We start from the raw sequence: 12,868 nt of genomic DNA, 5'->3' as shown, positions 1-12,868 counted from the left end.
TCGGATGCTCAGAACGAGTTTACGTCTTGCCATTTGCTGTCTCGGGCAGAGGCAAAGGCGGCCGCTATCACGCGATTGACGTCGAGTCCGTCGCGGAAGGTCGGCCAAATGGGTTGTCCGGTTTCGATGGCGGACAGAAAGTCGCGCGCTTCGATGATGATCTGGTCCTGATATCCAGTGCCGTGCCCCGGTCCCTGGCAAAAGGGTTCATAGTCAGGATGTGCGGGGCCGGTCAGGATCTTGCGAAAGCCGCGCTCGGCCTCGGGGTCATCCATGCGGTATAGCCAAACGGCGTTTTGATCTTCCTGATCGAACCGCACTGCGCCCTTGGTGCCCGTAATTTCATAGGCGTAACCCATCTTGCGCCCGGTTGCGATGCGGCTGAAATACATCTGCCCCATAGCCCCATTTTCAAACCGACACATCATCTGAGCATGGTCATCATTGGTCACATCACCGCCGGGGCGGCTGCGGTGCACCGTTTCTATTTCGGTCATGACACGCTTAATCGGGCCAAGCAGGGCCAGCGCACCATTGATCATATGCGGGGCCAGATCGCCCATTGTGCCGTTGGCCGCGCCATCAGTCCGCCATGTCGCGGGGGCCTGTGGGTCTGCATAGAAATCTTCGGTATGTTCGCCGCGGAACCATGTGATGTCACCGATTTCACCTTGTGCGATGAGCTTGCGCACAAATTGGCTGGCAGGGGTGCGGATATAATTGAAGCCAACCATATTGGTGCAGCCGGATGCCTCGGCAGCCGCAACCATGGCCTGGCTGTCTTCGAGTGTTGCGCCCATGGGTTTTTCACAGAAAACAGGTTTGCCTGCCGCAAAGGCGGCCTCTGCGACTTCGCGGTGTGTGGATTGGGGGGTGGCGATGACAATAGCCTCAACCTTGGGGTCGCTCACTAATGTGCGCCAGTCGTCGGTGGCACGAGCAAAGCCGTATGCCTGGCGATAACGCTCGGCGCTTTCGGTTGACGATGCGCAGACCATTTCCAACCTTGGACGAAGGTTGGTGTTAAAGACCGCGCCGACCGAAGACATCGCGACAGCATGGGCCTTGCCCATATAGCCACCGCCAAGGATGCCGATACCAATTTCCGCCATGTTTCGGGTTCCTGATGAATTTGAGTTTGCAACCGGTTGCAAAATTTGTATCCTGAGATTCGAAATCTCGCAAGCCGCAATCGGCTAGATGCCGGAAATTCCTAAAAAGGGCGCGCTGACATGCCGACACCTTCAGACACCATTCGCCTGACCACAGCGCAGGCTATTATTCGCTGGCTGAGCAATCAGTTTATCGAAATCGACGGCGAGGAGATGCGCCTGTGCGGTGGCGGTTTTGGCATCTTTGGGCATGGCAATGTGACCTGCTTAGGCGAGGCCCTGTATGGGGTGCAGGACGAGTTGCCACTGTACCGTGGTCAGAATGAGCAAAGCATGGGTTTTGCAGCGGTAGGTTATTCCAAGCAATGGCTGCGGCAGCGTTTTATGTTCTGCACGGCCAGTGCAGGACCCGGAACATCGAACCTACTGACCTCGGCTGCGCTGGCGCACGCCAATCGGTTACCGATGTTGTTGCTGTGCGGTGATACCTTTATTACCCGATTGCCGGACCCGGTGTTGCAGCAGATGGAGAACTTTGGGGATCCGACCTTTGGCGTGAATGATGCGTTCAAACCTGTCGTGCGCTATTGGGATCGCATTACCCATCCGGCACAGGTGATCCAGTCGCTGCCCGCTGCCATTGCCACCATGCTAGACCCAGCTGATTGTGGCCCGGCGTTTCTGGGCCTGCCGCAGGATGTGCAAGGGTGGACCTACGACTATCCGGCTGTGTTCTTTGAGAAAAAGGTTCACCGCATCCGCCGAATTAGCCCTGATGCAGACGAGGTTGCCGATGCTGCCGCGCTGTTAAAAACGGCCAAGCGCCCGATGATCATAGCAGGTGGCGGGGTGCAGTATTCGCGAGCGGTGTCTGAGCTGACTGAATTTGCAGAGAAACATCAGATCCCGGTGGTTGAGACCATAGCGGGACGGGCCAATATGCTGGCCACTCATCCTTTGAATATCGGGCCGATTGGAGTCACCGGGTCAAACAGCGCCAATGAGATCGCTGCGAAAGCGGATGTGATCGTAGCTGTGGGGACGCGGTTGCAGGACTTTACCACCGGATCCTGGACGGCATTTGCCAAAGACGCTCGGTTCATTTCCATCAACGCGGCCCGCCATGATGCGGGTAAACATATGTCGCTACCCGTTGTCGGGGATGCCGAGGTATCGCTGGGTGCGCTGGCTGCGGCTGTTGCGGATTATGAAACGCCGAGAGACTGGAGCTCGTTGGCTCAGAAGCACCGCAGGGCATGGGATGCCTACGTCGCTGAAAACGTGGCACATGGAAATCGCCCAGCTTCTTATGCACAGGCGATTGGCGTTGTGAATGATCTGTGTGATCCACGCGACCGAGTGGTTGCAGCGGCAGGGGGGCTGCCTGCCGAGGTCACAGCCAACTGGCGCACGCTGGATATCGGCACTGTGGATGTCGAGTTTGGCTTTTCTTGCATGGGCTATGAAATCGCTGGTGCCTGGGGCGCACGGATCGCGCAAATGCAGCAGGATCCAGATCAGGATACCATCGTGTTTGTCGGAGACGGATCCTACATGATGCTGAATTCAGACATCTATTCTTCGGTTCTCAGTCAGAAGAAATTGATCATCCTGGTGCTGGATAACGGTGGATTTGCCGTCATCAATAAACTGCAGAACAACACTGGCAACGAAAGCTTCAATAACCTGCTGTCGGACTGCCCGACAATTACCGCTCCCTTTTCGGTGGATTTTGAGGCGCACTCGGCCTCGCAAGGCGCTATCGCGGAAGCCGTGTCGAACCCGGCTGAGCTGGGTGAGGCGTTCAAGCGGGCAAAAGCCAGCGACAAAACTCATGTCATTGTTATGAAAGTCGATCCCTACGAAGGCTGGACCGCGGAGGGGCACGCTTGGTGGGAGGTCGGCACGCCGCACATCACCAACAGCGACCGTGTGCGTGAGGCGCATGTTGATTGGGAAACGAGCCGTGATTTGCAGCGAAAGGGCGTATAATGAAACGATTTACCGCAAAAACAGCTGATCCAGCTGAAATTATCCAAGAGTTGCTGCATGGCGGCGGTGCGGTTGGGATCTCTGGCTTGTTCAGTCCCGAGGAGATTGCCGAGGCAAGGGCCATTGTCATGGCTCATTCGGAGCAGTCGACGGAAAAGGCCACCCATTTCCAAGGAGCGGCAGAGCAAGAGGGAAAGCTGAACCTGCAGCGTCGGGTTTGGAATCTGTTGGCCAAAGGTGAGGTGTTCTCGCGCATGGCAACACATCCTGTGCTGATGGAGATCTTGCGGGGGTTTCTGGGAACCGAATTCATCATGGGGTCGATTGCGGCCAATCGCATTCTGCCCGGAGGGCCGGGGCAAGAGCCGCATGTGGATTATCCCTATTGGGATTTCCATCAACCTGAAACGCATCCGGTTGGGTTCAACGGCTCGTTTCCAATGAATGCGCAAGTGTCTGTCCTGTTGGATCCTTTCACCATAGAAAGTGGGGCCACAGGGTATGTGCCGGGTAGCCAACGAGAGCTGCGATACCCAACTGGCGAGGATGATTTCCATGGTCGCTGTGAGCGTATGACCGGCGAGCCGGGTGATGTTGCATTGTTTTACGGCGTGACCTGGCACTGCGCGATGCCAAACAATGCAGACCATGATCGCAGCGCGATCCTGATCCAGTATCTGCCCAAATGGGTGAAACCAATGGAGGACATGCCTGCTGCGCTACCTCAGTCTTTTGTGGATGATGCCAGCCCGGACCTGCGCCAATTGCTGGGGCTGAATTATCCCTATCCAGAAGTTCTGGACGCGGCCAAAGCGGGCAATACGGAGGGGCGAAAGTGATCCTGGAGGGTATCAATAAGCGCAACTTTCTGGTTGTTGGGCGGGTGGGCATGGACTTGTCACCTGATCCGGCAGGGACCAGCATTCAAGATGCCAGTAATATGGCTGTTGGTATGGGGGGAAGCAGCGCCAATATCGCGGCTGGATTGGTGAAACTAGGCTGCAAGTCGGCGCTGGTCACTTCGGTGTCCGATGATGCGGTGGGCTGGTATTGTGAAGGGCAGTTGGATCACTACGGCGTCGATAGGCGTTATGTGAAGCGTATTAGTGGCGAATACCGAACCTCTTTGGCGGTCTATGAAACGCGTGTTGATAACCACCAAAGCGTCATTTACCGCAACAATGCAGCGGATTTTCAGATGACCGTCGAAGATGTCGAGGCCGTGGATTACAGCCAGTTTGGCGCGTTGATCACTGCTGGCACTGTGTTTGCCGCTGAACCGTCCAGATCAGCAGCTTTCCGTGCCTTTGAATTGGCACGTGAAGCTGGTTTGCCGATCATCTTTGATGTGGACTATCGCCCCTATAGCTGGCCATCGGCGCAGGTCGCCGAAGAGGTGTTGTCACGTGCTGGCGCCATGTCAGATGTGATTGTCGGCAATGACGAGGAATTTGGCTTTATGGCCGGGGACATCAGTCGTGGGCTGGGCAAGGCGCGAGCGCTTGCCAATTCCAGCGCTGCAATTGTTGTCTACAAAATGGGTCCCGAAGGTGCGGTGACCTTTGCAAATCAGCAGGAAATTCGCACTGGCATCTTTCCTGTCACAGCTTTGAAACCAACCGGTGCCGGTGACAGCTTTATGGCTGGGTTCCTCGCTGCGCTCGCCGAGGGCCGCGAAATGCGGGACGCCGTTTTGCGGGGGTCTGCCTGCGCATCACTTGTGGTGGCGCGCCCGGGGTGCGCCCCAGCCATGCCTGTTACCGCCGAGCTTGAGGACTTCCTGTCTTCACACCCCGGCCCAACAGAATTCTTATAAAGGACCGGACCATGCATATCGCCCCTCATAATAACAACAATCAGCCTATTGTTGACGTGGATAACCCGACTGTTCCGTTGAACTATTTCAATATCGTCAAACTGAAAAAGGGCGACGCGTTTGAATATCAGGTGCCGGGCTATGAGACATGTGTCGCCCCAGCGACAGGTTCGGTGGATGTCGATGTTGAGGGCGTAAGCTACCCCTGTTTGGGCAGTCGGGGCATTGATGTCTGGGATGGTGAACCCGAAGGCGTCTATGTCCCGGTGGGGGCCAAGGTCACCATTGTGTGCGTTTCAGAAAAGACCGAAGTTTTCATCGCCGGTGCCCGATACGACAAGGTTCTGGATCCGTTTGACGTGCGTGCAGATGACATTGATCTGGTGCAATACGGCAGTGACGACACCAAGACCCACCGCAAGATCAAGCACATTCTGGGGCAAAAGCAGCACGACAAAGTCGGGCGCCTGCTGGTCAGCGAGTTGTATACAGTGGGGCAGGGTGGTTGGTCGGGCTTCCCGTCGCACAAGCACGACACGGATCGTCTGCCGGATGAAACCCGCCACGATGAAACCTACAACTTTCGCTTTCGTCCCAATCACGGGTCCGGCCTGCAGATGCTTCAGCGCGAAGATAACAAGCCGGGTGATGCCTATCACATCATGGATGGGTCAACGATCATGATCGACAAGGGATATCACCCCTGCGCCGTGCTTCCGGGGTATGAGATGTATTACTTCACCATTCTGGGCGGGCTGAGCCAACGGTCGCTGGTTCAGTACTTCCAGCCAACTCATGCTGCCCAGATTGAGACAATTCCCGGCATCAAAGACATGATTGCGAAGTTCAAATGACGCTGGCCACCCTTGCCGAGGTTTTGCAGCCTGCTTTGAAAGGTAACTATGCTGTTGCTGGTCTGGTGACCCTGGGTTGGGAGGACATGCGCGCCTATGTAGCCGCCGCCGAAGCTGAGAATGTGCCAGTTATTTTGCAGGCCGGGCCGTCCTGTCGCGACCATACCCCGTTGCCTGTGTTGGGTAAGATGTTCCGGTATCTGGCAGAGCAGGCGTCTGTTCCAGTGGTCGCACATTTGGATCATGGCTACACCGCCGAGGACTGCCGGTTGGCGATTGATAGTGGGTTCACGTCGGTCATGTTTGACGGGTCTCGCACTCCGTTGGCTCAGAATATCGAAAATACAGCAGCTATCGTCGAAATGGCGCATGCGGCTGGTGTATCCTGCGAAGGTGAAATCGGTTTTGTTGGGTATTCCGGCGGTGCAGGATCTGCCGGAACGGATCCCGATGAAGCAGCCATATTTGCGCGCGACACCGGTATTGATGCCATGGCGATCTCGGTTGGGAATATTCACCTGCAACAGGACAAAGAAGGCGGATTAGACGAAAATCGTATTCGCGCCATCGAAGCCGTTACATCAGTTCCGCTGGTGATCCACGGCGGGTCAGGTGTCCCTGTTTCTCAGCGTAGGATGTTGGCGCAGGGATCTAAGGTCTGCAAATTCAACATCGGCACTGAGCTACGCATGGCTTTTGGCGCTGCCATGCGTGACGCAGTGAACCGAGATACGTCGCGGTTTGATCGGGTCGCAATATTGAAAGAGACACACGACCCGCTGGTTGTCGCCACTCGACGCGTCTTGCAGGGGTTCAAGGGGGCATGAACCTATGAAACTAGTGCACGCCGCTCTTTCCTAGTGCCATCAGCTTTGCTCAGCAATGGCCCCAGATTTTGCAGCACGTTGAGATCAGTTTGAATAGACCTGACCATTCTATGGAACTGGGAAGGGGCGAACCTCGCAGTTCTGCATGTCGAATCCTGCTAGTGACCGGAACGTATTGCCATGGCCGACAATCGCTAACGGCCTGTTTGTGTGTTGAACAAGGGAATCCCGGAATTTCTGGATGCGTTGGTCAAACATCTCCACGGGTTCCTCGGGTACTCCATATTTATTCTGTGGGCCGGTGTGCCACCAAATATCATCTAGGTGGTCAAACGTGAGTTCGGGAAAGTCGCTCGCCAATTCGGCCGGTGCGCGCCCAATGTCACAGGCGTGGTCCAATCGTTCCCGGTGCGCGGGGGTGACCTGAATTGGTGCAATTCCATCGAAAATCAGCTTGGCGGTTTGAATCGCGCGGGTCAGGGGGGACGCCAGCACAGTTTGTATGCCAAGGTCTTGGATCTGTTCACGGGCCGCAAGCGCCTGCTGCTTGCCCAAATCAGTTAGCCGGGCATCGATGATCATGGGGTCTGGGGCTCCAGGCTCTAGATTCAAGGCATTAAACTCAGATTGTCCGTGCCGAATGAGATAGATGGTCATAAACACTTCCCGCAGTTTGATTTTTTGTTGGATTTTCCATGCACACGATTGCAAAGTGAGGATGGCTTTACTAGGCTCAATGTTTGTAAGCTAACAAAAAGTCAATTTTGACATCTGGGAGGATGGTTATGTTGAAGGTGCGTTCAAAGTTATTGTTGGGAGCTCTGTCTTTGGTGGCGTCGGGAACGATGGCTCAGGCAGATGGGAAATTGTCACTGTACTGTAGTGCGCAAGAAGACTGGTGCCAGTTGATGGCGCGCAGCTTTGAGGATGCGACAGGCATTGACGTGAACATGTCACGCAAAAGCTCGGGCGAGACATTCGCGCAGGTCAAAGCGGAATCAGTCAATCCAAAGGGCGATGTATGGTGGGGTGGTACTGGTGATCCACACCTGCAGGCCGCCGAGGAAAACCTGACCGAAGCCTATGTATCGCCGATGCGCGATCAGTTGCATGACTGGGCGATTTCACAGGCGACTTCGGCCAATGATAAGACCATTGGTATCTATTCCGGTGCTCTGGGCTATGGCTATAATGCCGACATTCTGGCCGCAAATAACCTGCCAGCTCCGGCTTGCTGGAAGGACTTGTTGAAGCCTGAGTACAAAGGTCACGTGCAGATGGCGAACCCAAATTCGTCAGGTACAGCCTACACCACTCTGGCAACCATGGTTCAGTTGTTTGGTGAGGACGACGGCTTTGACTTCATGAAGGGTCTGCACACCAATGTGAACCAATACACCAAGTCCGGTTCTGCTCCGATCAAGGCTGCGGCACGTGGGGAGAACACCATTGGTATCGTGTTCATGCATGACGCAGTGAAACAGGCTGTTTCGGGCTTCCCGATCACTGTTGTCGCCCCATGTGAAGGCACTGGATACGAGATCGGTTCGATGTCGATCATCTCGGGTGCGCGCAACATGGAGAACGCCAAAAAGTTCTATGACTGGGCGCTGTCCGCTGAAGCACAGAACCTAGCGTTGGAAGTGAATGCGTTCCAAGTTCCGTCGAATAAAGGTGCTAATACCTCCGAGTCAGCACCGGATATGTCTTCTATCACTCTGATTGATTATGACTTCTCCAAGTTCGGCTCAAGTGATGAGCGTAAGCGACTGCTGCAGAAGTGGGACAACGACGTCTCTGTGTTGCCTCAGTAAGAACAGGCACCAAATAAATTGAAAATTTCGAGCAGTGAAAACAAGACCCTCCCGGTATTGATCTTTTGGATCCTCGCCGGGTGGGTGGGGTTTGCCGTCCTGCCCTGGTATGGGGTAGAAGACGGTTTCTTTTCGTTTGACTGGGTGTTTGATGGCTATCCGATGGATCGCGATTATGCCCCAGCAGCGTTTCTATTGGCACAAGGTAAGAACCTGTGGCTGGCGCCGATGGTGTTTGCCTTGTTGGCCCCACTTCTGGTTCTGCGGCTTAAAAAGTCCGACCCGCGCTATGGCGCAATATTGTTGGCAGTTGGTGCCGCCGGATTGGCATGGCTGATGGCCCAAGGGCTGGCAATCGGCATCCGGGGCTGGACCACTGACTGGCTGGGTTTGGCGTTTGGACCGTTAGATAGCCGCCAATATGGCATGGGCTATGGTGCGTTGCTGACCGCCTCGGCGTTTCTGTTCCTGTTCACACAGGGGTTGGCTGCGCGCGGGGCAATCAACGGCGATGTCTTTGTTGTCAGCGCAATCACCGGTGTGATTGCCATTGTAGCAATCTTTGTATTTTTTCCAATTGCCAAGCTAATGACTGCCGCCTTCATCGGTGACGATGGCAGCATTTCCATACTGTCGTTCCTTGCCAAGTTTGGGGATAGACGGATTTGGGGGCTGGGATGCTTTAGCGGCGGACGCTGCGGTGCGGCCTGGAATTCGTTCTTTCTGGCCATCATCGTTGCAACGATCACCACGACCATGGGCCTTGTCTTTGCATTGGTAGTGACGCGATCAGGCTTCAAGTATAAACGGCTTTTGCGGGCGTTGACCGTTTTGCCAATCATCACGCCTCCCTTTGTAATTGGTCTGGCCATCATATTGTTGTTTGGGCTTTCGGGTTCGATCACGGGCTTTTTTGCAGATGTTTTTGGCGTTCAACCTACGCGTTGGGTTTATGGTCTGCCGGGAATCGTCATCGCGCAATCTCTAGCCTATACGCCGATCGCCTTTCTGGTTCTGATTGGTGTGGTCGAGGGCGTGAGCCCCTCGATGGAAGAGGCTGCGCAAACCTTGCGGGCCAGTCGTTGGGAAGTGTTCAAAACCGTTTCGCTGCCGCTGATGCGCCCCGGTTTAGCTAATGCGTTTTTGCTGGGCTTCATCGAAAGCATGGCTGATTTTGGAAACCCGCTGGTTCTGGGCGGCAATTACGATGTGCTGTCGACCGAGATCTTCTTTGCCATTGTTGGCGCTCAGTATGACCAAGGTCGTGCGGCCATTTTGGCGATTGTTCTGCTGTCGTTCACATTGGGAGCATTCTATGCCCAGCGGTTCTGGTTAGGGCGCAAGTCCTATACAACCGTGTCTGGGAAAGGCGACTCTGGCGTCCACCCGGCGATGCCTCGTGGCTTGGCTATCCCGACATTTGCGATTGCAACGATCTGGGGCCTGTTCACAGTCGTCATCTATGGCATGATCTTCTACGGCAGCGTTGTCGAAGTCTGGGGCATGAACCATGAGCTCACTTTCAAGCACTATGTCACAGCATTCTCGTTCCGGTTCGAAGACAGCGGAATCCGGTGGAGCGGCTCGGCTTGGGATAGTTTCTGGACCACGATCAAGATTGCTACCATTGCCGCGCCATTGACCGCTGCCATTGGGTTGATCACTGCCTATCTGCTGACGCGACAGAATTTTGCCGGGCGCAACGCTTTTGAATTTGGCACCATGCTAAGTTTTGCCATTCCTGGCACGGTAATCGGCGTTAGCTACATTCTGGCGTTCAACGTGCCTCCGGTTGAAATCACCGGAACGGGCGTGATCCTGGTGGTCTGTTTCATCTTCCGCAACATGCCGGTTGGTGTGCGTGCGGGGATTGCATCGATGTCACAGCTCGACAAATCGCTTGATGAAAGCTCGCTCACCCTAGGGGCAAACAGCTGGCAGACCTTCCGTGGTGTGGTTCTACCATTGCTGCGGCCGGCCATTTTGGCGGCGCTTGTCTATAGTTTTGTGCGTGCGATGACAGCGATTTCGGCGGTGATTTTCCTAGTGAGTGCCGAATACGACATGGCGACCAGCTACATCATCGGACGTGTTGAAAACAACGATTACGGCCTGGCCATTGCCTATTCGACAACCTTGATTTTCGTAATGCTGTCGGCGGTTCTGCTGCTGCAGTTGCTGGTTGGCAAAATACGGATTGGGCGTCGCGGCGCTGGACGAGAGAAAGAATGACTATGACTGAAACCATGAATAATAAAGCGGCTTCGGTGAGCTTTCGAAACGTCACCAAGGTCTATGGCAAGGACGTTGTTGCCGTAGACAATATCGATCTTGAGATCGAGCCGGGAAAACTTGTGACGCTGCTGGGGCCTTCGGGCTGCGGCAAGACCACGACGCTGCGGATGATTGCCGGGCTGGAAATGTCCACCAAGGGCTCAATCACCATTGGTGGCGTGGATGTCACCCGGTTGCCAGCCACAGACCGGGACGTTTCGATGGTGTTCCAGTCTTATGCGCTGTTTCCGCATATGACGGTGATCGAGAACGTGTCCTATGGCCTGAAGTTCTCTGGGCACCCAAAATCCGACATCCGCAATGCTGCGCTTGAGGGATTGGGGCTGGTTGGGCTGGCTGATTTCGCAGACCGTTTGCCCAGCGAGCTGTCCGGCGGGCAGCAGCAGCGGGTCGCCGTAGCGCGGGCGCTAGTGCTAAAGCCGCAGGTGTTGTTGTTTGACGAACCGCTGTCGAACCTTGATGCCAAGTTGCGCCGACAGGTTCGCGAGGAAATTCGGGAAATTCAACAGAACCTTGGTCTGACGGTGGTTTACGTGACCCACGATCAGGAAGAGGCACTGGCTGTTTCGGATACCATCGTGGTGATGCGCAACGCGGGGATTGCCCAGATCGGTACCCCACGCGAACTCTATGATGCACCAGCCGATCGGTTTGTCGCAGATTTCATTGGCGAGGCCAATCTGGTGGAATGTGCCATTACTTCGGTTGAGGGCGATACGGCGGAGGTGGATATCGCTGGCTATCGCTACCGGCTGGACACACGCGGGCTGGATGTAGGGCCTGCTACTATGGCCGTTCGTCCTGGCCGCATTGTGCTCAACCGGGATGCCGCGGGCGACGGTCTTGAGGTGACAGTGTCCAAGGCAACCTATGTCGGCTCGCGGATGGAATACACGCTGGCAACCCCGGTAGGAGAGCTGTTTGCGGTGATGGATGATGTCTATGACCCGCTGGACGTAGGGCAGGTAGTACAGCTGCAATTTGCTGATATTGGGCCTGTGTTACTGCCCGAGGCGTAATAGTCTGAGGCCCGGCTAATGCCGGGCCGCGCCTGACCTTCCCCCCGGGAAGGCGCGATTGACTTTACTTATTTATCTTGATGCTCGCCCCTGATGCAACAGATGCTTCTGCTGCCTCCGCAATGGCCAGTGCTGCCAGCCCATCTGCCCCTGAGGGAGAGGGCGCCTTGCTGTTTTTCACCACTTCAATGAATTCCGCAATTTCAGCTGCATAGGCGGCGACATAGCGGGTCATGAAAAAGTCGTGCAAGGGCGGGGCGGTGTAGCCAGCGCTTGTGGCAACTTCGATATTCACTGGGCGCTCGTTTTGGGCCGAAACCGATCCCTTAGAGCCGTGCACCTCGACCCGCTGGTCATAGCCATAGGTGGCGCGGCGCGAGTTGTTGATGATCGCCTGCTTGCCGCTGGCGGTGGTCAGAATCGCGGCGGCGGTGTCGAAATCGCCAAGCTCTTTGACCTTGGGATCCACTAGGCAGGATCCAGTCGCCATGACAGTTTCGACCTCTTCGCCCAGCAGGAACCGGGCCATGTCAAAATCGTGGATGGTCATGTCGCGGAAGATGCCGCCTGAAACAGGGATGTAGTCGTAAGGCGGCAGGCCCGGATCGCGGGATGTGATGACAACCTGTTCTACATCTCCAATAGTTCCGGCCTCGATCTCAGCCTTGAGCGCGGCAAAGCTGGGGTCAAAACGGCGGTTAAATCCGACCATCAAGGCGGTGCCATTTGTCGCGACGGTTTGCAGGCAGGCCTTCACCCTTTCTACATTCAGATCGATGGGCTTTTCGCAAAAGATCGCCTTGCCTGCGTTTGAATACTTCTGGATCAGATCTGCGTGGGTATCGGTTGGCGTGCAGATGATCACGGCGTCGATGTCACTGGCCGCGGCAATCTCGTCCAGAGAGGCAACACGGGCACCATATTGTTGTGCCACTGCATTGGCAGCGTCGGCCATGGCGTCAGTTACGGCGACTAGCTGCGCGTCGGGATTTGAGGTCACAGCCTTGGCATGGACTTTACCGATACGGCCTGCGCCGAGCAGTGCGAATTTCACGGACATGTGGATCTCCAAGGCTGAGGTGAAACAAGAATCTGCTTCACTATGGAATTTATATTCCATACGTTAGTGTAAATGGAAC

11 protein-coding genes are annotated in these 12,868 nt (G+C 55.4%); 8 read left to right on the top strand and 3 right to left on the bottom strand.

What is annotated here, in order from left to right; all coding sequences use genetic code 11:
- Positions 1–8 precede the first annotated feature (8 nt).
- A complete protein-coding gene (locus DL239_RS02445) occupies positions 9–1,112 on the bottom strand; it encodes a Gfo/Idh/MocA family protein (protein ID WP_167681868.1) in 1,104 nt (367 codons plus the stop codon).
- A 120-nt stretch (positions 1,113–1,232) separates the two neighbouring features.
- On the opposite strand from DL239_RS02445, the gene iolD reads away from it, so the two are divergent.
- From iolD to DL239_RS02420, 5 genes are read left to right on the top strand one after another with little or no spacing between them, the layout of a single operon-like run.
- A complete protein-coding gene (gene iolD, locus DL239_RS02440) occupies positions 1,233–3,104 on the top strand; it encodes a 3D-(3,5/4)-trihydroxycyclohexane-1,2-dione acylhydrolase (decyclizing) (RefSeq protein ID WP_167681866.1) in 1,872 nt (623 codons plus the stop codon).
- Positions 3,104–3,943, top strand: coding sequence for a phytanoyl-CoA dioxygenase family protein (locus DL239_RS02435; protein ID WP_167681864.1), 840 nt, complete (start codon positions 3,104–3,106; stop codon positions 3,941–3,943). Before iolD ends, DL239_RS02435 begins: the two co-directional genes overlap by 1 nt.
- On the top strand, positions 3,940–4,920 hold the full coding sequence (gene iolC / locus DL239_RS02430) for a 5-dehydro-2-deoxygluconokinase (protein WP_369410527.1): 981 nt from the start codon (positions 3,940–3,942) through the stop codon (positions 4,918–4,920). Before DL239_RS02435 ends, iolC begins: the two co-directional genes overlap by 4 nt.
- Before the next feature lie 11 nt (positions 4,921–4,931).
- On the top strand, positions 4,932–5,774 hold the full coding sequence (locus DL239_RS02425; RefSeq protein ID WP_167681862.1) for a 5-deoxy-glucuronate isomerase: 843 nt from the start codon (positions 4,932–4,934) through the stop codon (positions 5,772–5,774).
- Positions 5,771–6,601: a class II fructose-bisphosphate aldolase gene (locus tag DL239_RS02420; protein WP_167681860.1), complete on the top strand. Its 831-nt coding sequence runs from the start codon at positions 5,771–5,773 to the stop codon at positions 6,599–6,601. Before DL239_RS02425 ends, DL239_RS02420 begins: the two co-directional genes overlap by 4 nt.
- A 108-nt stretch (positions 6,602–6,709) precedes the next feature.
- Here the strand turns inward: DL239_RS02420 and DL239_RS02415 are convergent, their stop codons facing one another.
- Positions 6,710–7,258, bottom strand: coding sequence for a histidine phosphatase family protein (locus tag DL239_RS02415; protein WP_167681858.1), 549 nt, complete (start codon positions 7,256–7,258; stop codon positions 6,710–6,712).
- Positions 7,259–7,386: 128 nt separating this feature from the next.
- Here DL239_RS02415 and DL239_RS02410 point away from each other — a divergent pair, with 128 nt between their 5' ends.
- The 3 genes from DL239_RS02410 to DL239_RS02400 are packed head-to-tail and all read left to right on the top strand — an operon-like array spanning position 7,387 to position 11,729.
- Complete coding sequence (locus tag DL239_RS02410; RefSeq protein ID WP_206188307.1) at positions 7,387–8,415, top strand: ABC transporter substrate-binding protein; 1,029 nt, start codon at positions 7,387–7,389, stop codon at positions 8,413–8,415.
- Positions 8,416–8,472: 57 nt separating this feature from the next.
- Entirely contained in the window at positions 8,473–10,647 is a 2,175-nt protein-coding gene (locus tag DL239_RS02405; RefSeq protein ID WP_240931661.1) for an ABC transporter permease, read from the top strand.
- Positions 10,648–10,649: 2 nt separating this feature from the next.
- Positions 10,650–11,729, top strand: a complete 1,080-nt coding sequence (locus DL239_RS02400) for an ABC transporter ATP-binding protein (protein ID WP_167681978.1) — start codon at positions 10,650–10,652, stop codon at positions 11,727–11,729.
- A 64-nt stretch (positions 11,730–11,793) separates the two neighbouring features.
- On the opposite strand, the gene iolG is transcribed toward DL239_RS02400, so the two are convergent.
- Positions 11,794–12,789 (bottom strand): inositol 2-dehydrogenase, encoded by a 996-nt coding sequence (gene iolG / locus DL239_RS02395; RefSeq protein WP_167681853.1) that lies wholly within the window; start codon positions 12,787–12,789, stop codon positions 11,794–11,796.
- Between the last annotated feature and the right edge of the window lie 79 nt (positions 12,790–12,868).

Source organism: Parasedimentitalea denitrificans, assembly GCF_011813015.1.
Lineage (GTDB): Bacteria > Pseudomonadota > Alphaproteobacteria > Rhodobacterales > Rhodobacteraceae > Parasedimentitalea > Parasedimentitalea denitrificans.
The sequence above is the reverse complement of the archived record's forward strand: the minus strand, read 5'-3'. Positions and strand labels throughout refer to the sequence as shown.